The sequence below is a fragment of the Acinetobacter sp. YH16038 genome, from assembly GCF_013417275.1.
Classification (GTDB): domain Bacteria; phylum Pseudomonadota; class Gammaproteobacteria; order Pseudomonadales; family Moraxellaceae; genus Acinetobacter.
This window is the reverse complement of record NZ_VPEG01000021.1, coordinates 1-21,192: the sequence shown is the minus strand read 5'-3', so window position 1 is coordinate 21,192 and position 21,192 is coordinate 1. Positions and strand designations below refer to the sequence as shown.

At 45.2% G+C, this 21,192-nt stretch carries 16 protein-coding genes and 1 rRNA gene; 6 read left to right on the top strand and 11 right to left on the bottom strand.

The genetic code is table 11. The features are described from left to right. Positions 1–5 precede the first annotated feature (5 nt). The 6 genes from FTV34_RS10615 to FTV34_RS10590 all read right to left on the bottom strand — a co-directional run bounded on the left by FTV34_RS10615 (position 6) and on the right by FTV34_RS10590 (position 8,493). Complete coding sequence (locus FTV34_RS10615; protein ID WP_180003777.1) at positions 6–1,682, bottom strand: AMP-binding protein; 1,677 nt, start codon at positions 1,680–1,682, stop codon at positions 6–8. A 150-nt stretch (positions 1,683–1,832) separates the two neighbouring features. After that, a complete protein-coding gene (parC, locus tag FTV34_RS10610; protein WP_180011315.1) occupies positions 1,833–4,052 on the bottom strand; it encodes a DNA topoisomerase IV subunit A in 2,220 nt (739 codons plus the stop codon). A gap of 163 nt (positions 4,053–4,215) precedes the next feature. Next, positions 4,216–5,535 carry an MFS transporter gene (locus tag FTV34_RS10605; RefSeq protein ID WP_005233444.1) on the bottom strand — a complete coding sequence of 440 codons (1,320 nt, stop codon included), beginning with the start codon at positions 5,533–5,535 and terminating at the stop codon, positions 4,216–4,218. Between the two features lie 131 nt (positions 5,536–5,666). Further along, the gene (locus FTV34_RS10600; protein ID WP_034169794.1) at positions 5,667–6,311 is read right to left on the bottom strand and encodes a trimeric intracellular cation channel family protein; all 645 of its coding nucleotides are present in this window, start codon (positions 6,309–6,311) and stop codon (positions 5,667–5,669) included. Between the two features lie 61 nt (positions 6,312–6,372). Then, entirely contained in the window at positions 6,373–6,837 is a 465-nt protein-coding gene (locus FTV34_RS10595; protein ID WP_180070100.1) for a YchJ family protein, read from the bottom strand. A 75-nt stretch (positions 6,838–6,912) separates the two neighbouring features. Continuing rightward, on the bottom strand, positions 6,913–8,493 hold the full coding sequence (locus FTV34_RS10590) for a TerC family protein (RefSeq protein ID WP_159123942.1): 1,581 nt from the start codon (positions 8,491–8,493) through the stop codon (positions 6,913–6,915). A gap of 323 nt (positions 8,494–8,816) precedes the next feature. On the opposite strand from FTV34_RS10590, the gene FTV34_RS10585 reads away from it, so the two are divergent. Continuing rightward, positions 8,817–9,437, top strand: coding sequence for a TIGR00730 family Rossman fold protein (locus FTV34_RS10585; RefSeq protein ID WP_166136525.1), 621 nt, complete (start codon positions 8,817–8,819; stop codon positions 9,435–9,437). An 89-nt stretch (positions 9,438–9,526) separates the two neighbouring features. Here FTV34_RS10585 and FTV34_RS10580 read toward each other — a convergent pair whose 3' ends face one another. After that, a complete protein-coding gene (locus FTV34_RS10580; RefSeq protein WP_034169797.1) occupies positions 9,527–10,492 on the bottom strand; it encodes a hypothetical protein in 966 nt (321 codons plus the stop codon). Between the two features lie 352 nt (positions 10,493–10,844). Here FTV34_RS10580 and mdtD point away from each other — a divergent pair, with 352 nt between their 5' ends. From mdtD to FTV34_RS10555, 5 genes are all read left to right on the top strand, one after another. Further along, positions 10,845–12,236: a multidrug transporter subunit MdtD gene (gene mdtD, locus FTV34_RS10575; RefSeq protein ID WP_179992221.1), complete on the top strand. Its 1,392-nt coding sequence runs from the start codon at positions 10,845–10,847 to the stop codon at positions 12,234–12,236. Between the two features lie 50 nt (positions 12,237–12,286). Then, positions 12,287–13,072, top strand: coding sequence for a GH25 family lysozyme (locus FTV34_RS10570; protein WP_180052793.1), 786 nt, complete (start codon positions 12,287–12,289; stop codon positions 13,070–13,072). Between the two features lie 143 nt (positions 13,073–13,215). Further along, positions 13,216–14,271 (top strand): DNA polymerase IV, encoded by a 1,056-nt coding sequence (gene dinB, locus FTV34_RS10565; RefSeq protein WP_180031587.1) that lies wholly within the window; start codon positions 13,216–13,218, stop codon positions 14,269–14,271. A 222-nt stretch (positions 14,272–14,493) separates the two neighbouring features. Next, positions 14,494–15,789, top strand: a complete 1,296-nt coding sequence (shiA, locus tag FTV34_RS10560; protein ID WP_179992224.1) for a shikimate transporter — start codon at positions 14,494–14,496, stop codon at positions 15,787–15,789. 4 nt (positions 15,790–15,793) lie between these two features. Further along, positions 15,794–16,150, top strand: coding sequence for a RidA family protein (locus FTV34_RS10555; protein WP_005233436.1), 357 nt, complete (start codon positions 15,794–15,796; stop codon positions 16,148–16,150). Positions 16,151–16,230: 80 nt separating this feature from the next. On the opposite strand, the gene FTV34_RS10550 is transcribed toward FTV34_RS10555, so the two are convergent. From FTV34_RS10550 to rrf, 4 genes are all read right to left on the bottom strand, one after another. Then, a complete protein-coding gene (locus FTV34_RS10550; RefSeq protein WP_166136543.1) occupies positions 16,231–16,779 on the bottom strand; it encodes a DUF2726 domain-containing protein in 549 nt (182 codons plus the stop codon). A 399-nt stretch (positions 16,780–17,178) separates the two neighbouring features. Continuing rightward, positions 17,179–19,569: a YgiQ family radical SAM protein gene (locus tag FTV34_RS10545; RefSeq protein WP_180034235.1), complete on the bottom strand. Its 2,391-nt coding sequence runs from the start codon at positions 19,567–19,569 to the stop codon at positions 17,179–17,181. A gap of 143 nt (positions 19,570–19,712) precedes the next feature. Further along, positions 19,713–20,927 (bottom strand): MFS transporter, encoded by a 1,215-nt coding sequence (locus FTV34_RS10540; protein WP_180070098.1) that lies wholly within the window; start codon positions 20,925–20,927, stop codon positions 19,713–19,715. A gap of 147 nt (positions 20,928–21,074) precedes the next feature. After that, a 5S ribosomal RNA gene (gene rrf, locus FTV34_RS10535) occupies positions 21,075–21,189 on the bottom strand. Between the last annotated feature and the right edge of the window lie 3 nt (positions 21,190–21,192).

Below are 21,192 nucleotides of genomic sequence, written 5' to 3'. Positions count from 1 at the left end.
AAGATTTATGCAGTCTTACGTAGGTCTTTACGCAGGATTTTGCCTACGTTAGATTTCGGTAATTCATCCATAAATTCAACATAACGTGGACGTTTATAACCGGTCAGATTTTCTTTCGCAAATGCCAGAACTTCTTCAGTCGTCAATGAAGGGTCTTTCTTCACCACAAAAAGTTTTGGCACTTCACCTGATTTTTCATCTGGTACACCAATTGCAGCCACTTCCAGAACTTTTGGATGTTTCGCGACGACTTCTTCAATTTCAGAAGGATAAACGTTGAAGCCAGAGACCAGAATCATGTCTTTCTTACGGTCAACGATTTTGATATAACCACGTGAATCCATTACACCGATATCACCAGTACGGAAGAAGCCATTCACCATCACTTTATCGGTTTCATCCGGACGGTTCCAATAGCCTTTCATCACCTGAGGACCACGGATTGAGATTTCACCCTGCTCACCGAGTGCAACTTCATTACCGTCATCATCCAGAATAGCAACTTCAGTTGAAGGCAACGGAATACCAATCGTACCGCTAAATGCTTCAGATGCCGGTGGGTTTGCAGTTGCCACTGGAGAAGTTTCAGACAGGCCATAACCTTCAATGATATTAGTGCCGGTAATTTTCTTCCAAGCTTCTGCAGTAGAAGGCAAAACCGCCATACCACCGCCCATCGCCATTTTTAAACGGCTATGATCCAGTTGCTTGAATTCTTCATTGTTTACAAGCGCATTAAACAGTGTGTTCACAGCAGGGAAGAATGTTGGCTGGTATTTACGTAATTCTTTCATCACCGCAGGCAGGTCACGCGGGTTAGGAATCAGAACGTTCGCCTGACCTTTATACATGCCGTAAAGTGCACAGACCATGAAAGCAAAGATGTGATAAAGCGGTAAAGCACAGAAAATACGGTCATCTGGCTGGCCATCTTGCGCACCGAATTTGCTCTGGAAGATACCGTCACACTGCAACAGGTTAGCAACCAGGTTACGATGGGTCAGTTCAGCACCTTTAGAAACACCAGTAGTACCACCTGTGTACTGAAGTACTGCAGTATCACTTAAAGTCAATTCAGGGCGTTTATAGTTGCTTGGATTTACCTTGTTCAGTGCAGCATTGAACTTGATGTGACCAGGAATATCCCATGCCGGAATCTGCTTACGTACTGAACGCAATACGAAGTTCACCAAAGTACCTTTTAAAGCACCCAGCATGTCACCCACAGAAGCAACAACCACGTGCTTCACCGGCGTTTTGCCAATAATTGACTGATAAACGCTTGCAAAGTTCTCAATAATGACCAGAACTTCAGCACCAGAATCTTTTAACTGATGCTCAAGCTCACGTGATGTATATAGTGGATTCACGTTGACCAGTACTAAACCAGCGCGGAACACCCCCAATGCTACGACCGGATACTGAAGAACGTTTGGCATCATTACGGCAACACGTGTGCCTTTTGCCAGACCCAAACTTTGTAAATATGCTGCGAATTTACGACTAGCTTCTTCCAACTCATTGAACGTTAAAGTCTTATCCATAAAGATAAAGGCATCACGTGAGCCAAATTTTTGGAAATTGCGTTCAAAAATATCAACCAGAGATGTATTTTCTGCTGGTAATTCTACAGTTTCTGGAATCCCTGTTTTTTGGTATTCAGCGAACCAAATCTTTTCCATAATGCCAATCTCTCCAATCATAATCCTTAGTAGTTCAACTGTTTTTTTCAATGCTGCACGTCATTTTTTAGACTTGTATATGTGCAACATTGCATCCATTTGTCGAATCGTTACTCATATATAACGTATTTCGATTCATGGATGCTAGTATTATCTTTGAATCAACAGTTTATTTGCTTTTTGATATCCACGTGGTAACAGGGTTCCTTTAGAGCCTCGTTTCCCAATATATTTTTGCAGGTCATCCCCTTTAAGTTTTAATTGTTGCTGTCCTGCAAGCACTTGAATTATTTCATCAAGTTTCAATATTGTCATGGATAAAATTTGATCTTTATCTTCAAGTTGTATCAATTTATTACCTTTACCTTTATTGAGTACAGGTAATTCCGACAGATCAACAACCAGCAGACGGCCAGCTGAACTGAGTAGTGCAACATGAGTTGCATCTTCCAGTGGTTGCAGGTTCATGACCTGTGCACCTTCAGATAGATTCAGGAAAGCCTTACCAGCTTTGGCATTGGTATCCAACTGCTTGGCTTGGGTTTTAAATCCATAACCTTTGCTGCTGACTGCCAGGATTTCTGCATCATCTTCAGCCACCAATACCTGCTTGAAACCAACTCCACTTGCCGGAGAAAGTTTTGAACTCAACGGTTCACCGAGTCCTCGTGCCGATGGCAGGCTATTGATTGGCAAGCCATAGCTACGGCCACTATCATCTAATACATAGACGCGTTGATTAGACTTACCTTGGGCATGACTAAGGTATTGATCGCCCGCACGGAAATTCAGATTTTCAGCATCCACTTCATGCCCTTTAGCACAGCGAATCCAGCCCGCTTCAGACAATACTACCGTTACAGGATCCGCTGGCAGCATTTCAGTTTCATCAATAGCAGCGGCTTCGGCACGTTGCACGATTGGAGAACGGCGATCATCCCCAAATTTCTTGGCATCTTCTTTTAGTTCATTGATGATCAAAGTTTTTAAAGACTCAGGATTCGCCAGCTGTTCACGAATCACGGCAGCTTTAGCTTCCAGCTCTTCCTGTTCGCGGCGCAGTTCCATTTCTTCAAGCTTGGCCAGATGACGTAGCTTGAGTTCTAAAATAGCTTCGGCCTGAATCTCATCAATGCCAAAACGTTCCATCAACACTGGTTTAGGCTGATCTTCCTCACGAATAATCCGAATTACTTCATCAATATTTAAGTAGGCAATGATCAAACCGCCAAGAATATGCAGACGTTTTTCGATCTTGTTCAGATGGTATTGCAAACGGCGAGTGACGGTGGTTTTTCGGATTTCGATCCATTCCAGCAGAATACGACGAATCGATTTCACCTGTGGACGGCCATCCGCGCCAATCATGTTCATATTGACACGATAGCTGGATTCGAGATCTGTAGTCGCAAACAGATGGCTCATTACCGCTTCCGCATCAATACGGTTCGAACGCAATACCACCACTAAACGTGTTGGATTTTCATGATCCGATTCATCACGAACATCAGTGACCAATGGCAATTTTTTCGCCTGCATTTGATCTGCAATCTGGCTGATGATTTTTGAACCTGATACCTGATAAGGCAATTCGGTGATCACGATTTCATTTTTATCAATGGTGTATACCGCACGCATGCGGTAACTGCCACGACCTGTCGTCTGAATTTTAAGCAGTTCGGAGGGTGGCGTAATGATTTCCGCTTTGGTCGGTAAATCCGGTCCCGGAATGTATTCTGCCATTTTGGCATCGGTCAGGTTCGGATTACGGATCAGAGCGATAGTACCTTTCACTACTTCGCGCAAGTTATGCGGCGGAATATCAGTCGCCATCCCCACAGCAATCCCGGTGGTACCATTTAGCAGGATATTCGGAACACGTGCCGGTAAGTTGATCGGTTCTTTCATCGAACCATCGAAGTTATCCTGCCAGTCACAGGTACCTTGTCCTAGCTCGGATAAAAGCAGTTCACTATATTGCGACAGCTTGGCTTCGGTATAACGCATCGCCGCGAAAGACTTCGGATCATCCGGTGAACCCCAGTTGCCCTGTCCTTCAATAAATGGATAGCGATAACTGAATGGCTGCGCCATTAAGACCATGGCTTCATAACAGGCCGAGTCACCATGCGGATGGTATTTACCCAGTACATCCCCGACAGTACGTGCCGATTTTTTCGGTTTACTGGTCCATTTCAGACCCAGTTCACTCATGGCATAGACAATACGGCGCTGTACCGGTTTCAAACCATCACTAATATGTGGCAATGCACGATCCATAATCACGTACATGGCATAATTTAAATAAGCTTGTTCGGTAAATTCGGCTACGGAACGGTTTTCTGTCGCATGATGCGCAAGGCTTGTCATAACAACCTATAATCCTAAAATTCGTTTTTGTATCAATGTTTCTTATGCTAAGTCGCGGCTGTGTGCTGCACAAGGGCAGTAAACTACACAGCGCGACAAATCGTGTCTTATGGGCTAAAAATATCCACTTTATAGCAGCTGAGCAACTGAAAAATCACCAACCTTATAAACCCATGGACTCTAGCGTCTTGCCCTTGGTCTCTTCACCCAGGACTAAAATGACCACAGCTACTGCGATTAATACTGCAGTAAACATGGTAAAGACATAACTGAAACCATTTGGCATCCCCATCAAATGGGTTACGGCAAAAGGTGCAGCAATCCCGCCAATACGACCAATTGCACCGGCCCAGCCTGAACCAAAAGCACGGATATTGGTTGGATACTGTTCTGGTGTATAGGTATAAAGAACGCCCCATGCCCCCAAATTAAAGAAGGACATCAGACAACCCCAGATTACGATCTCGGTGACACTACCTGACTGACCAAAGAAATAGGCTGAAATCGCACACATGCCGATAAAGCCAGCTAAAGTCGCCTTACGACCGAGTTTTTCGACTAGCCATGCTGCCGCAATATAACCCGGCAATTGCGCCAGAATCATAACCAGGACATATTCAAAAGACTGCACGATGGTATAGCCTTCCTTGACCAGAAGGCTTGGTAACCAGGTAAAAATACCATAGTAGGAGAAAACGATCCCAAACCAGATCAGCCACAGCATCAAGGTTCGGCGGGCAAAAATACCACTCCAGAGCTGGGTAAACGAGATATTCTGCTTGGCAGCCACAGGTTTAACTTCAAAGATTTCCATGACTTCGACGCCGCATTTGCGCTCAATCTTTTTAACCAGAGCCTGTGCTTCATCTACCCGGCCACGATTGATCAGATACGGCACCGACTCAGGCACCAGTTTCCAGATTACGATGGCATACAGTGCCGGTATCCCGCCAATCATGAATGCAGCTTGCCAACCAAAATCAGGAATCACAAAACGCGAAACCAGCGCAGCCACCAGCCAGCCCAAGCCCCAGAAACTTTCCAACAGCACAATGAAACGACCACGTACCCGTGCCGGGATATATTCACTGACCAGTGTCACAGCAACCGGCAACTGACCCCCTAATCCCAGACCGACAATAAAACGGAATACCAGTAACCAGGTCAGATTAGGCGCAAAGGCACAGGCAGCGGTTGCCAGACTATAAACCACCAGCGTACTGGCAAATACCGTTTTACGTCCCCAGCGATCTGCCAGTCCACCTGAGAAAATCGCCCCAATCGCCATACCGATAAAACCGATCGAAACCACCCAGCTTTTCTGGTCAGCGGTCATCTGCCAGTCTTCAGCCATTTTCGCCAGAATAAAGGAAATCAATCCCGTATCCATGGCATCAAACATCCAGCCAAGACCAATCACCCATAAAAGAGTGTAGTGGAACTTGCCGATCGGCAAGCGCTGTATCCGAGAAACTAAATCCATAACAAAAATCTCTGATCAGGTGAAACGGGAGATGCTGCTGTCCCAACAGGAGGTTTGATTTTTTATTTTTTTATACTACGAATACGTACGCCTGCGGGAAGTTTTCCCTCCCGCAGTTACCGTAATTCATATCAAGATTCGTCTTTGGATGAAGCGGACTGTTCGTCATCATCCTTATAGATAAACTTCGGCATTTCCAGACCGAAATAGATCGCAATCAAACGCAAACTAAAGCCAAAAATCAGGGTGGAAATAATGGTCAGTTCGAGTGACAGACCGAAATTGCTGCAGAGCCAGTAGAAGATGACTGCAACAAAGGAAATACTGGCATACAGTTCACGGCGGAAGACTAAAGGCACATCATTACATAAAATGTCACGTAAAATACCGCCCGATACTCCGGTCAGAACCCCGGCGACCGCACTGACTACAAAACCATGCCCCATTTCCAGCGCAATCTGGCAGCCAATGATGGTAAAGCCAATCAGGCCCAAGGCATCCAGTACCAGGAAGATATTGCGTAAATGGCGCATCCATTTGGCAATCAGGATGGTGACAAAGGCGGCACAACAGGTCAGTACCAGATATTCCGGGTGTTTGACCCAGGTCAAAGGATAATGGCCAAGCAGTACATCACGTACAGAACCACCACCGAGCGCCGTAACACAGGCAATAATCGTGACCCCGAACCAGTCCATACTACGCCGACCGGCAGATAAGGCTCCGGTCATGGCTTCAGCGGTAATTGCAATAATATAGATGACGGTCAGTAACATCGCCCTGCTTCCACCTGAGGCTTTGAGATGGCGGCTATTCTAAGCTAAATCTATGTGAAAATTATAAAAAATGCGCACAACATTGCTTAAATTTTTTCCCGGAGCCACAGATGCACGGCTGTTTCATTGTAAACTGTTGATCTGTCGTTGGATCTAGAAAGTACCAGCGATTCTCGAACTTTACAAAATGTGAAATTTCATGATGAATCTGGGCCTGCTTGCCATCGTGATAATGTGCTTTGAACTCGACCAGCGCATGGGTCTTGTCCAGCTTTTCATTGGCCTGCACGATTTCCAGCTTCAGCCATTGATTGGTCCTACTCCATTCAGCAATGGCTGGCATGTCCAAAGCCTGCTGCTGTCCACGGGCGGTAGTCTGCTGGATATAATCAATTTCATGCTTGGCAAAGGCACTATACCGCGAGCGCATCAATTGCTCGGCGCTTTGAGCCAATTGCTGACCCTGATGCAGTGGCTGGCAACAGCTTGCATATTCACCTCGTCCACATGGACATGCTTCTGACATCTCAATTCCATAAAAAATAGCCCGACAGTGCGGGCTATTTTAGCAAACTTTTAGCTTCGTCCTTCGGGCGCTGAACTAGTCTTTCCGGTTCGCTGGGGCAATGATATGCACCTTATCAATCTTGTGGCCGTCCATCGTGACCACCTCAAAGATATAATCATCTGCTTCGAGCTTTTCGCCATTTTCTGGCAAGCGCCCCAGATGGAACAGAATATAACCCGACAATGTCGAATATTCTTCCGTTTCATTGACCAGATCACGATCCAGAAGCAGTGACACGTGGCGAATATCGGTCGAACCATCCAGAATCAGGCTGCCATCTTCCAGGCTTTCTACAGCTGCTTCCAACTGGTCTTCATCCGGGAATTCACCGGCAATCGCTTCCAGTACATCAATCGGTGTCGCCACGCCTTCAATGGAACCATATTCGTTCAGTACTAAAGCCATTTGTAGCGGTGCCTGACGCAACTGATCCATGACCATCAAGACCTGAGCATTTTCATGTACAATCACAGGTTCACGCAGATGTTTTTCGAAGTCCAAAATACCTGTTTCGATGTATTCATTCAGGACTTTATGGGTCAATACCACACCGGCAATATTGTCCAGTTCACCACGCGCCACAATCAGGCGTGAATGGCTCATATGCAATAATTGCTCTTTGATACTGGCATGATCATTTTCCAGATCAATCCATTCCAGTTCAGGACGTGGTGTCATCACCGATTTCACCGGACGTTCTGACAGGCCAAGTACGCCCTGCACCATAACGCTATGGTAGACTCCACTTTCGTCATCATCAAAGACTTCATCAGCAAAGGCACGAGTCGCCAGTACATCTTCCGGTTCAGAAGAATCATTGTCCTGAGCCGGTTTACCGCCCAGCATACGCATTACGGCAGACGCAGTACGGTAACGCATATCAGTAGTGGTGACCATTTTTTCCTGATTGCGTTTCATGGTCTGGTTAATGAATTCCACAATCACCGAGAAACCAATCGCGGCATACAGATAGCCTTTTGGAATATGGAAACCGAAGCCTTCAACCACCAGCGAGAAACCAATCATCATCAGGAAGCCCAGACAGAGAATCACTACTGTCGGGTGCTTGTTGACGAAATCCATGAGGGCTTTAGAGGCCCACAACATGATACCGACCGCAATAATCACCGCGATCATCATCACAGACAGATCTTTGACCATACCAACCGCAGTAATCACGCTGTCGAGCGAGAACACGGCGTCCAGTACCACGATCTGCACAATCACCATCCAGAACACCGCCTGAACCGGATTTTCTTCCTTGGTCACAGGTTTGGCTTCCAGACGCTCATGCAGCTCCATAGTGCCTTTAAACAGCAGGAATACACCACCGAATAATAAGATCAGGTCGCGTCCTGAAAATGGATGCTCAAAGATATGGAATAGCGGTTCAGTAAGCGTTACGACCCAGGCAATCGATGCCAGCAACACCAGTCGCATTAGCAGCGCCAAGCCCAGACCGGTAATACGCGCTGCATTACGCTGTTCGGGTGGAAGCTTTTCCGCCAGAATTGCAATAAAGACCAGGTTATCGATCCCGAGTACAATTTCAAGAACAATCAGTGTGAGTAAGCCAATCCAGGCAGAGGGATCTGACATCCATTCAAAAATCATTGCATCTGCTCCTCTAACCGAGGAGAAAGGCAAGTATTTGCATGATGAGATACAGGTTGATACCCGACTTGAATTAAAGACTTGATAATGTGACGTTTTATTAAATTAAAGCGCCAACTTCGACTACCCATGTGAGTTCTATTGTAGTAAGACAGACTTTCAGTATATCAAGAACAGCATGAAATTCACCTGTTTTCATCCGGGATTATGGATGAATTTGAATGAAATATTTTGTCCTAAAATGAGGTCTGCTCATGGAATTGTCATATTTGTTAACTAAGTTATAGTAAGTAGATAAAAAAATGATAAGGTGAAAAAAATAAATGCAAAGTGTAATGGAAATGACCGATTATTTTAATGATAACTCCCCAAAAACAACACGCCCGCTAGTAGCTTTATATTGTGGCTCTCGTGCCGGCAACAAACCGATTTATCTGGAAAAAGCGATTCAACTGTCACAAGGTCTGGCCGAACATGGTTTTGGTCTGGTCTATGGCGGCGCCAGTATTGGTCTGATGGGCCAGGTGGCAGACACCATGATTCAGCATGGTGGTGAAGCGGTGGGCGTGATTCCTGAATTCATGCTGGATTATGAGATTGCCCATCCTCAACTCACAGAACTGCATATCGTCACCAGCATGCATCAGCGTAAGGCCATGATGGCAGATCGTGCCTGTGCCTTTGTCGCCTTGCCGGGTGGATTGGGAACATTTGAAGAAATTCTGGAAATTGCGACCTGGGGTCAGCTGAACCAGCATCAAAAACCGATGATGCTGTATAACGTCAATGGCTTTTATAATCCCCTGATTGCCCAGCTTGATCTTGCGGTGCAGGAAGGCTTCTTGCCGCCCCAACATCGGGCTAAATTGATTGTCTGTGAACATGCAGATCAGATTTATACCACCTTGCTGAATCTGGATGCCCCACAACGTTTTGTGGTTTAAATTTTTTCATCTGCTTTGAATAGCAAATATTTAAAGCCATAAAAAAGCGAGCTTGATGCTCGCTTTTTTCATTTATACATGCAAAGACATTAACCGGAAATCGTGTGATAGAACCATGGCAAAGTCGTCGCCAGAAATACACTAATCGCCAGACCAAACATCAGTTTCATGGCATCTTTACTGACATTACGTGAAGTACGGTGCTTGTTGACTTCAGTCACCAGCATCGAAATGGCAAATTCACGACCGGCCAGTAACCCCAAGAATACCCAAGTGGTACTCATCGGGATGTTACTCCACTCTTTAAACACCAGCAGAATCAGCGCATAGATAAAGTCGATAATTGTAGCAGAACGGACATCGGTGACCCCAGTCTTGGTATCGACAATATTCTGGATAGCTCCACCACGTTGGTAAAGAATCATGCCCAGCAGGATGACAAAGACAGAAATGGCAAAGATCAGGAATTCAAACGGCACCTGACGCGGCACATAAACAAAGATATTGGCCAGATCCTGGATCAGCCACTGGCTCCACAGAAATGCCGTAGATAGCCATTGCAAAGCCATCCACATCGGAGAATGTTGCTGATCACGGGTTTCACTGAAATAGACCGCGAGTTTTTTCATGACCAGACGATAGATCACAATCGCCACAAAGAACGCGACGGCATAACCCATCATCGACTTGGTCAGCATGGAACCCAGACTGCTCGGGGAGAAGATCGTGAGCACCAAGAAAGTAGTACTCACCGGAATACCATATTTGGTCAAAATGATCAGTAAAAGAGGCGGTACTACATATAGCCAGGTGACCCCATCCTCAGGAAAAGGAATGGTTTCCAAACGTCCATAAGAGGCATCCCCTACTCCAGAAGCAAACCAGCCATAAATTAACACCACAACCAGAATAGTACTGATGTAAATCCAGAGTACCCACCATGGGCGATGTGAGTTCGATGAAATAAATGTTCCTAATGTTTGCGGAACATCATTCCCCACGATGGAATAGGCGGCCAGACAGAAGCCAACTACCATCAGAATCTCGATGGTCATAAGTACAAAACCTTTTACTAGACAGTTCCCAGTACAGCAGTTCTGGAAGTTTGCCCCAGATTATGACGGTTTTATTTCATTTTCATGACATTTCCGTCATATTTTTTTGTAGCCTACTCCTTAAAAAGAAGCTTGAAGTGTTCCAAAAATGACGTATTTATAAATCCGTATAAGTTTGAGATGTTCGCAGTATAGAAATATATCTTTTACCCTTTCTCTTCAATAACTGAAATCAGGCTGTGAATTCATTAGCATTTTGTCTACACGACTCCTATTCACAATCGTTTTTATTTCAGTCACACTGCTGCATAGATTTCTTTAAACTATTCAAAATAGATGATTTTTTAAATCCATGAATGTCACTCCTACGCATCAATCCCTACAACCTGAATTCAGACTGCTGGTCTTGCTGGTATCGATTGGCTTTTTCATGCAAGGCCTGGATACCACGATTATCAATACCGCCTTGCCTGCGATTGCCAGTAACCTGCAGGAAGATCCGTTACGGATGCATAGTGTGGTGGTGGCCTATGTGCTTTCTGTGGCAGCCTGCATTCCCTTAAGTGGCTGGCTGGCAGATCGCTTTGGGGTTCGGAATATCTATTTTGCAGCGATCATTATTTTTGCTCTGGCCTCACTCGGCTGTGCCTGGTCTGAGAATCTGAATGAACTACTGGTTTATCGGGTATTTCAGGGCATTGGAGGTGCTTTGCTGCTTCCAGTCGGACGACTGGCCATGCTGAAAATTATTCCTCGTACCCAGTTTCTATCCGCTATGAGTCTGATGAGTCTGGCCGGACTAATGGGTCCTTTAATCGGTCCAACCTTAGGTGGCTGGATGGTGGAATACCTGTCCTGGCACTGGATTTTCCTGATCAATCTGCCGATTGGTCTGCTGGGTGCATTGATTACCTTTAAAGCTATGCCCAATATTACCGAACCGACGGTACAGCGTTTTGATTTTGGCGGTTTTATTCTACTGGTCATCGCAATGATCGGCTTGTGTCTAGGGATTGAAAACTTTGCCAATCCACAATATCCACTATGGTGGAGCTTAAGTCTGGTCGGAAGTGGCCTGATTGCCTCACTCATCTACGCCTACCACTCGCATACTCATCTGAACGCGCTTTTTCGCAGTAAATTATTTAAAAATAAGATCTATTCGATTGGCATTCTGGGTAATTTCTTTGCCCGACTCGGCGGCAACTCGATTCCGTTTTTATTGCCTTTAATGTTGCAAGTCGCTTTTGGTTTCGAACCTTTTATTACCGGTTTACTGATGATTCCAACGGTACTCGGTTCTTTAGCATCTAAACCGATTATCCGCAAAATCATTCAACGTTTTGGTTATCGTAGAGTCTTGTTGATCAACACCTTGCTGGTCGGTCTATGTATCGCCAGTTTTGCCTTGACTACGGCGGAGACTCCAATTTGGTTACGTGCTATACATTTCTTTGTGTTCGGGATTCTGAATTCGCTGCAATTTGTCTCAATGAATACGCTGACTTTAAAAGATTTAAGCCAGCAGGATGCCAGCAGTGGTAACAGTTTTCTGTCGATGATCATGATGCTGTCAATGAGTATCGGGGTGGCACTGGCAGGTACGCTAGTCAATATGTTTAGTGCCTACTTCGGCCCAGAACAGCTAGATAATGCCTTTCACGTTTCGCTGCTCTGTCTAGGCTGTATTAACATTATTGCTGCCTATATTTTCTGGCATATCCCCAAAAACACGCCAGTCTAGGGCAGAATATAAACTCGATATGAATATCTCTAGATTAGGCCACCGTGCACATGAAAGCAGCTCCTACTTCTAGCAACTGGAAAAAATACTCAGTGATTGCAGTCGGGCTGCTGATTACGCTTGTGGTAACCACTGTGCTTTATCTGCTGGTTTTCAAACAGCCATCAGCGCATGCAGCAGATTATTCGATTCATGGTTTTGATGTTTCCCATCATCAGAAAGAAATAGACTGGAAGAAAATACCAAAACAGAAATATAAATTTGTCTATTTAAAATCCACAGAAGGTGGTGATTTTAAAGATACCAAGTTTCAGGAATACTGGCTGCAGGCCCGCGAACAGGGCTTTCTGGTCGGTGCTTATCATTTTTACCGGCTTTGCCGTGATGGCAGCATTCAGGCTCAGAATTTTATAGAGTCGGTTCCGCGTAAAAGTGATGCCCTGCCACCCGTAATGGATCTGGAATATGACAGCAAATGCATCAATCACTATTCCAAAGAGCAGATGCTCAAGGAAATCCGGATCATGCATGATGCCTTAAAACACCATTATGGCAAGCAGCCGATCTTCTATGTGTCCAAATCTTTTTATAACATCGTGCTGGCGGGAGAGTTTACTGACGTACCGCTCTGGGTACGTGAGTACCAAGGTTTGCCAGATTTAAAGGGTCAGCCTAAATGGACCTTCTGGCAGCATACCAGTCAGGGTGAAATTCCCGGCATTGCCCGTACTGTGGACCTGAATGTGTTTTATGGCTCGGAGCAGGACTGGATCAAATTTTTACAGCAGAACAGTATTCCCACCCCAGATCAGTCCCAGCCTCCGGCCAAGAAATAAACTCAATTTCTCCCTGATTCAACCATGAAATGGATATTGAATTATTTAGGCAGGATATGCTTCGTCTTGAATAATGCTTTAGCCTGTTTACTTGTCAATCCGGTCTCTTCCCAATCCAGCTAAAGCCACTTAAGATACTGGATATGCGCAAAATTATTCATATCGATATGGATGCCTTCTACGCCTCAGTCGAGCTGCGTGAGCGTCCGGAGCTGAACGCTCTGCCTGTGGTGATTGCCTCGCATCATCCGCGGGCAGTGGTCGCGGCTGCCTCCTATCCGGCCCGCGAATTCGGACTGCGCTCTGCCATGCCGATGACTAAAGCACGTAAGCTCTGCCCTCAGGTCATCGTGATTGAACCAGATTTTGCCAAATACCGTCAGGTCTCTGGTCAGATTCATCAAATATTTCAAACTTATACCAAGGTCATCGAACCGTTGTCTCTGGATGAAGCTTATCTGGATGTCACCGAAAATTTGCAGCAGATTCCAAGTGCCACTGAAGTGGCAATGCGCATTCGTGAAGATATTTTTCAAACTACTGGACTAACCGCTTCTGCTGGCGTGGCGCCGAATAAATTTCTCGCTAAAATCGCCTCTGACTGGCATAAGCCGAATGGAATCTGTGTCATCAAACCTTCACAGGTGCAGCGTTTTATTCAGGATCTTCCACTGAAGAAAATTCCCGGTGTAGGCAAAGTTACCCAAGAAAAATTAAAAAGTTTGAATCTGGAAACCTTGGGAGATTTACAGCAGATTGAAGAAGCGATCCTGATTCAGCATTTTGGCAAATATGGACGGCGCCTGTTTCTCTATGCTCAAGGCATTGATGATCGGCCAGTCGAAGCTGAACGGGAACGCCAGCAGATTTCCAAGGAAACGACTTTCGATGATGATCTGTATTTACCGCAATGCCAGCCTTACTGGCAGCCATTAATTGCCCAGCTCTGGCAGAGTCTGGAAAAAAAACAGCTCTCTGCCCGCGGGGTTACTGTAAAACTGAGAATGAAAAATTTTCAGACCATGCAGCATAGTAAAAGCTTCAGCCAGCTGCTGCGTAGCCCGCAAGAACTGGAGCAGGCTTTACACTTATTGCTTCAAGAGATGCATATTACTCCTCAACTGCAGTTTCGGCTGATTGGGCTTGGCGTCTATCAGCTCGCTGCACGTGAAACAGAAACGCAATTGCTGCTGCTTTAGGCCTATTTTGTACAAGTATTAGACGTTAGTTTAAAAATACGGCAACTTTGTTTTTACATTTTGAATTTTTGGAGTACTCTATCTGCGCAATGCATTATCCATGTATGTGCTGAGATGCTGAAAATCACCTTTACTTTCAGCATACTGTCCTGTGATTGACGTGACGATCAAATCCGAATATTACAGGGCAACTCTGATGTATCTCATGGAATCCCTCCCTGCATGTCCTCTGTAAATTCTTCTGTTATTCAAGAACGACGCGCGCGTAAAGCGGCGTTATCCAGTTTTGTTGGTGCTGTTGTCGATTGGTATGATTTTCTCCTTTACGGCATTGTTGCGGCCTTAATTTTTAAAGACCAGTTTTTCCCAAGCATTGGTGCCAATATGGGTACCTTGGCGGCTTTAGCCACCTTTGGGGTAGGCTTCCTGTTTCGTCCTCTAGGCGGTGTGGTATTTGGTCATTTCGGCGACAAGCTCGGCCGCAAGAAAATGCTGGTTCTGACTGTGGTCCTGATGGGGATTTCCACCGTCGGGATTGGTTTTTTACCTAATTTCGAAGCCATTGGCTGGTGGGCACCGGTTTTACTGGTGACCCTGCGTGCCATTCAAGGCTTTGCAGTCGGTGGTGAATGGGGTGGTGCTGCCCTGATGGCGGTGGAAAATGCCCCTAAAGGCAAAAAAGCCTTTTATAGCAGTGGTGTTCAGGTCGGCTATGGCGTAGGTCTGGTACTGGCAACGGGTGCGGTATCCGTTATTATTGCCACACTGGGTGAAGAGGCTTTTGCTGAATGGGCTTGGCGCATTCCGTTTATTGCCAGTATCGTGCTGATCGGGATTGCGATGTGGATTCGCCGTGATCAGGATGAATCTCAAGAATTCGTAGAGAAAGTGATTAAGGCAGATCATCATCCAGAAAAACTGCCAATCTTGCAGGCCATCAGCAAACATCCTAAAGCTTTCTTTTATATTATTGCCTTACGTTTGACCGAACTGCTGACCATGTATCTGGTCACCAACTTTGCCCTAAACTATTCCACCAATAATCTGGGCATGGACAAACAGTTCTTCCTGAATATCACCCTGATGGTCGGTGCGATCAGCTGTTTCAGTATTCCTTTCTTTGCCTGGCTATCGGATAAAATCCAGCATAAAACCATGTGCGTCTGGGGTGGTCTGATCGGTGCACTGTCTGCCTTTCCGTTTTTTATGGCACTGGATGCACAAAATACCTGGATGATTATTGTTGGCGCCATTCTACTGGCCAATGTCGCGCATGACATGGTGGTCAGCGTGCATCAACCGATTTTTACCTCGCTATTTGGTACGGAATATCGCTATAGCGGTGCCGGAGTCGGTTATCAGGTCGCCAGTATTATTGGTGGTGGTTTTACCCCAATGATTGCAGCCTCCTTAGTGATTTGGGGTGATGGTTCATGGCATTATGTAGCCATCTATCTTGCGATAGGCTGCCTATTGACTGCATTAGTCGCAGCCTTGATGCCAAAAACCAAGGATTAAGCTGATGTCTGTTCAACGTTTGCATGTTTCACAACGCTTTTCTGAGATCGCCATTGCCGGCAATCTGGTTCATCTCGCCGGTCAGTTGGCGACAGACCTGGATCTAGATATCAAAGGTCAAACCCAGCAGACACTGGATATTATCGACCAGTTCCTGGCGGATGCCGGTACCGATAAAAGCCAGATCATGTCTGTGACGATTTATCTCAAAGATATTGAAAAAGATTATGCAGCGTTTAATGAAGTCTGGGATGCCTGGGTATCGGATATTCAAGCCCTACCCCGCACCTGTGTCGAAGCTAAACTGTATGATCCACGCGTGTTAGTGGAACTGACTGTCGTAGCCGTCAAACCTGAATAGACTTCTATTCAGGCCTAATTGCTACTCATCTAAAATAGAAAAAAGTATGCACTTGGCATACTTTTTTCGTTTAGGTTCTATCAGTTTAATGCTTTGACTTTACGTCGTTCCAGATCTGAATAGAGATGATATTTTTTGAGATCATTCACAGCGGTAAATCTCTGGTCTTTACTGGAATGCTCCTGCTCACGCAGGAAATCTCCTCGTAACTGATAATATTCCGGTACATCTTCATAGCGAATGACCCGATAACCGGCCATAGTCAACAAGGCATCCTGAAATTGCGCCTGCTGTGGACGTTTTAAAATCACCGGATCATCGACGGCTACAATGGCAACAATCTGGTATTGCTGATCCAGAATCACAAAATCTGCAATCAGATCACGATACTTGTGCCGGGTACGACCAAATTTGGTAGTAAGTAGTGCATCATAAGAAACATGGGCCAGTACAATATAATCAGGCAATACTTCTTTCAGGCGTGTAAACGTCAGTTGTTCATTTGGATTAAAAATAGCGCGCTGTTTTAAGGCGCTGTCTTGCGGTTTTGGGCTATTCCTTAGCTGCTTCCATGCCATGAGCACAACACAGAACACCAAGAAACTCCCTATAATCATATAGGTGGTCATGACTCAATCCTTGCATTCTTATAATCATTCTTGTTTTATTGTTATCCAGTATAAACCCATACTACTTTTAAAATTGCCCTGCTACCATTCTGTGTAGAGACCAATACAATTCGTAGCAAAACTTGATTGCCGGTTACTTAAAAACCGCTTTTTGCTATTTCAATAGAAATTAGGGTTAAATCCTTATACGCGACTGTAAAATAGTCTCCTGATAGATCGCAATATAAATCGGTTGAACTGTAAGACAATTCCGACAAAGTGTTATTTTTATATCATTTTTCAAAAATTTAAATCGACTAAAAATAAAATATTTTACATTTTAATTGAGAACCTGAAAGCCGCATCAATAAAGTCTGAACATAAAAAAAGACACCCGAAGTGTCTTTTTTATCAGCTTAATCAAGCACGTGATTTTGGCTTTGATTTTGCTTTAGGTTTAGGGCCGCCGAATGGCTTTTTCGCATCACCCGTTTCACGCGGTGGCAGACCAGTATGCTGGGTCAGAATCTGGCCTTTTTTCGGACGGTTATTTTGAGCCTGACCACGATTACCTGGGTTAGCAGTACGTTTCTGTGAATCACCCGCTACAGTCGAATTCTTCTTACGTGCAGACTGGTATTGCCCATCTGTACCAGCAGGTTGATAGGTTGGAATCAGATGCTGTTTCGAGTTACCAATCAGATCCTGACGCCCCATTTCCTTTAAAGCTTCACGCAATAAAGGCCAGTTGTTTGGATCATGATAACGCAAAAAGGCTTTATGCAGACGACGACGTTTCTCACCTTTCACGATGTCCACATCTTCAGTATAACGCGCGACTTTCGCCAGCGGGTTTTTACCGGTGTAGTACATGGTGGTTGCAGTGGCCATTGGTGATGGATAGAAGGTTTGTACCTGATCGGCACGGAAGCCATTCTTTTTCAACCAGATAGCCAAATTCATCATGTCGTAATCGGTGGTACCCGGATGCGCCGCGATGAAATAAGGAATCAGATACTGTTCCTTACCGGCTTCTTTACTGAAACGGTCAAACATCTGCTTGAAGCGGTCATACGTCCCGATCCCCGGTTTCATCATCTTGGATAATGGACCTTTTTCGGTATGCTCTGGCGCGATCTTCAGATAACCACCCACGTGATGGGTGACCAGCTCTCTGACATATTCCGGATTCAATACAGCAAGGTCATAACGCAGACCTGATCCAATCAGAATCTTTTTAATACCCGGTAAAGCACGTGCTTTACGATACAATTGGGTCAACGGTGCATGGTCGGTATGCAGGTTTTGACATACGCCCGGGAACACACATGAAGGTTTACGACAGTTTTTCTCAATTTCAGGATCTTTACATGCCAGGCGGTACATGTTGGCCGTTGGACCACCCAAGTCGGAGATAATACCGGTAAAGCCTGGTGCGGTATCACGAATTTTTTCTACTTCACGCAGGATTGATTCTTCAGAACGGTTCTGAATAATACGACCTTCATGCTCGGTGATCGAACAGAAAGTACAGCCACCGAAACAGCCACGCATAATGTTCACCGAGAACTTGATCATGTCAAAGGCCGGAAAGCGTGCATTACCATAGGATGGATGCGGCAGACGTGCATAAGGCAGGTCGAACACATAATCCATTTCTTCGGTAGTTAATGGAATCGGTGGCGGATTGATCCACACATCACGTTCACCATGTTTTTGTACCAAGGCACGCGCGTTCCCTGGATTGGTTTCCAGATGCAGAATACGGTTCGCATGTGCATACAGCACAGGGTCATTTGCCACTTTTTCAAAAGAAGGCAAACGAATCACTGCCAGTTCACGTGGTGGTAATTTATGTTTAATTGCTTTAGAAGCTGGTTGTAGCTGCACAATTTGCGTATCTGGATCTAAATTGTCCCCTTCACGCACGATTGGGTTGGCTACCACTTCTTTCTGGAAATTCTGGTATTGGCTTAAGCTGTTGCCTTTATCTTTTTCAATTTCACAACCATCAATATCTTCGCTCATCACATAGGGGTTGATGATCGGATCGACACGGCCAATGGTATCGACATCATTGGATGCGATTTCCACAAACTGGGCTTTCGCAGCACGGTTATGTTTATTGATAATGAATGCGGTACCACGAACATCAGTAATCTGATGAATCTTTTCACCCTTAGCCAGGCGATGCATGATTTCAATGATCGAGCGTTCGCCATTACCGTACATCAACAAGTCCGCTTTAGAATCCATTAAGATCGAACGACGGACTTTATCTGACCAGTAGTCATAATGTGCGATACGACGTAATGAACCTTCAATACCACCGAGTAATACCGGCACATCCGGGAAAGCTTCACGACAACGTTGGCAATAGACGGTTGCTGCGCGGTCTGGACGTTTATTCGGCTGGTTATCTGGAGAATAAGCATCATCTGAACGAATCTTACGATCCGCCGTATAACGGTTAATCATCGAGTCCATATTACCGGCAGAAACGCCCCAGGCAATATTCGGCTTACCGAGTACACGGAAGGCTTCTACATTAGTCCAGTCCGGCTGGGCAATAATCCCCACGCGGAAACCTTGTGCTTCGAGCACACGTCCAATGATCCCGGTCACAAATGACGGGTGGTCAATATAGGCATCACCGCAGACAAAAATAAAGTCACAACTGTCCCAACCGAGTTGGTCCATTTCCTCGCGTGACATCGGCAAAAAAGGCGCGGGTTCAAAACATGACGCCCAATATTTGTCGTAATCAAACAACGCTTTAGGCGCAGTCTGAGCGGTATAAGCAGTAGACATGGCTAGCAATTCTCGGCTGGCAGATGGAAGATCAGAAAAGTGATCAAAGATGAAAGCCGAGTATTTTAGCATGAATTCGGCTTAGGTTGCTTGATTATAATTTATACAAAAACAGCTTTAAGACCTTTATTAGGAATATATACTCATCCTGATTTTGAAGAATCATTTATAGGTTTTAAACGCTGTGCCATCAGCAAGCCTAATCCTAAAATAATAGCGATAAATACACTTAGTCCTAACCATCCGGAATTTTCCCAGACCAGTCCACTCGAACTTCCAAGTAAGCTTGAACCCAGGTAGTAACAGAACAAATAAAGGGACGAACCTACCGCACGATACTGTAAGGATTGCACCGATACCCAGCTACTAGCAGTTGAATGAGCCGCAAAAAAGGAAAAGGTAAAAATCAGCAAACCAATAAAGACTAAAGCCAAGTTATTAATCAACATTAAGGCTAAGCCAAACAGCATGGTACAAAGCATGGCGGCAAGTACCCTATAACGTCCAAACTTCCTGCTCCAAGCTGCGGCTCGTGGCGAGCTATAAATTCCGGCCAGATAAGTAATCGAAATCAGACCAATCCAGACATGAGACAATTCAAATGGCGCTTGAATCAAACGATAACTCAGATAGTTAAATACCGAGACAAATCCCCCCATCAGGATAAAGCCCTGTAAAAACAGAATTCTTAATTTAGGATCACTCAGATTCTGTTGAAATGCTCTGATAAAACGGCTGAATTGAATTGGATAAGCCTGAAAGTGTCTGGACTTAGGTAATAGAAAATAGAAGGTTATAGCGATACATAGGTTCAGTAACCCAATGATCAGAGTCGCAGATTGCCAAGAAATAAAATCGACCAATGTCCCTGCGATCAACCGTCCGCTCATGCCCCCAATCGCAGTTCCGGAAATATACAGCCCCATGGCAAAGCCCACATCCTGCTCTACCACTTCCTCTCCAATATAAGTCATCGCCACGGCTGCCACACCACTGACCGTTAAACCAATCAGTACTCGTGTGGCTAGAAATATCGACCAGATTGGCAGTAAAGCACTGAGTAACAGTAAGACTGAAACTGAAAATAACGACCAGACCATTATCGGCTTACGGCCAAAATGGTCTGAAATCAGACCAGTAAAGATCAAGCCAATAGCCAAGGCAATGGTAGAGAAGGAAAGTGGAAAACTGCTTTGTGTTGGAGAGATATGAAAATAATCCGCCAGAATCGGCATCATCGGTTGGACACAATACAGCGATGAAAAAATCGCGAAACCCGCCAGAAATAAGGAGAATAAAATAGCTTTAAAAGCAGATGAACCATATGCGATATGGCTTGAAGATGAATTTGAGGACATATCCGCTCCATGAACCTGCTCAGTATACGCCTCTCAATTCGCCTTTTATGTGATGATTCAGTTTAAATAACCATCGAATAATTAATTTTCTTAAACCCCACGCATAAAAAAAGCCCCCTGCGTGAGCAGAGGGCTTTTGGAATAATGAGCTGGCGATGACTTACTCTCACATGGGAGACCCCACACTACCATCAGCGCTAAGAGGTTTCACTTCTGAGTTCGGGAAGGGATCAGGTGGTTCACTCTTGCTATGGTCGCCAGCACA

Excerpts from the sequence above, each read along its gene's own strand:
- FTV34_RS10605 (WP_005233444.1), bottom strand. The coding sequence starts at position 5,535 with ATGGATTTAGTTTCTCGGATACAGCGCTTGCCGATCGGCAAGTTCCAC.
- FTV34_RS10595 (WP_180070100.1), bottom strand. The coding sequence starts at position 6,837 with ATGTCAGAAGCATGTCCATGTGGACGAGGTGAATATGCAAGCTGTTGC.
- FTV34_RS10590 (WP_159123942.1), bottom strand. The coding sequence starts at position 8,493 with ATGATTTTTGAATGGATGTCAGATCCCTCTGCCTGGATTGGCTTACTC.
- shiA (WP_179992224.1), top strand. The coding sequence starts at position 14,494 with ATGTCCTCTGTAAATTCTTCTGTTATTCAAGAACGACGCGCGCGTAAA.
- FTV34_RS10585 (WP_166136525.1), top strand. The coding sequence starts at position 8,817 with ATGCAAAGTGTAATGGAAATGACCGATTATTTTAATGATAACTCCCCA.
- parC (WP_180011315.1), bottom strand. The coding sequence starts at position 4,052 with ATGACAAGCCTTGCGCATCATGCGACAGAAAACCGTTCCGTAGCCGAA.
- dinB (WP_180031587.1), top strand. The coding sequence starts at position 13,216 with ATGCGCAAAATTATTCATATCGATATGGATGCCTTCTACGCCTCAGTC.
- FTV34_RS10580 (WP_034169797.1), bottom strand. The coding sequence starts at position 10,492 with ATGACCATCGAGATTCTGATGGTAGTTGGCTTCTGTCTGGCCGCCTAT.
- FTV34_RS10555 (WP_005233436.1), top strand. The coding sequence starts at position 15,794 with ATGTCTGTTCAACGTTTGCATGTTTCACAACGCTTTTCTGAGATCGCC.
- FTV34_RS10615 (WP_180003777.1), bottom strand. The coding sequence starts at position 1,682 with ATGGAAAAGATTTGGTTCGCTGAATACCAAAAAACAGGGATTCCAGAA.
- FTV34_RS10550 (WP_166136543.1), bottom strand. The coding sequence starts at position 16,779 with ATGACCACCTATATGATTATAGGGAGTTTCTTGGTGTTCTGTGTTGTG.
- FTV34_RS10600 (WP_034169794.1), bottom strand. The coding sequence starts at position 6,311 with ATGTTACTGACCGTCATCTATATTATTGCAATTACCGCTGAAGCCATG.
- FTV34_RS10540 (WP_180070098.1), bottom strand. The coding sequence starts at position 20,927 with ATGTCCTCAAATTCATCTTCAAGCCATATCGCATATGGTTCATCTGCT.
- FTV34_RS10545 (WP_180034235.1), bottom strand. The coding sequence starts at position 19,569 with ATGTCTACTGCTTATACCGCTCAGACTGCGCCTAAAGCGTTGTTTGAT.
- FTV34_RS10570 (WP_180052793.1), top strand. The coding sequence starts at position 12,287 with ATGAAAGCAGCTCCTACTTCTAGCAACTGGAAAAAATACTCAGTGATT.
- mdtD (WP_179992221.1), top strand. The coding sequence starts at position 10,845 with ATGAATGTCACTCCTACGCATCAATCCCTACAACCTGAATTCAGACTG.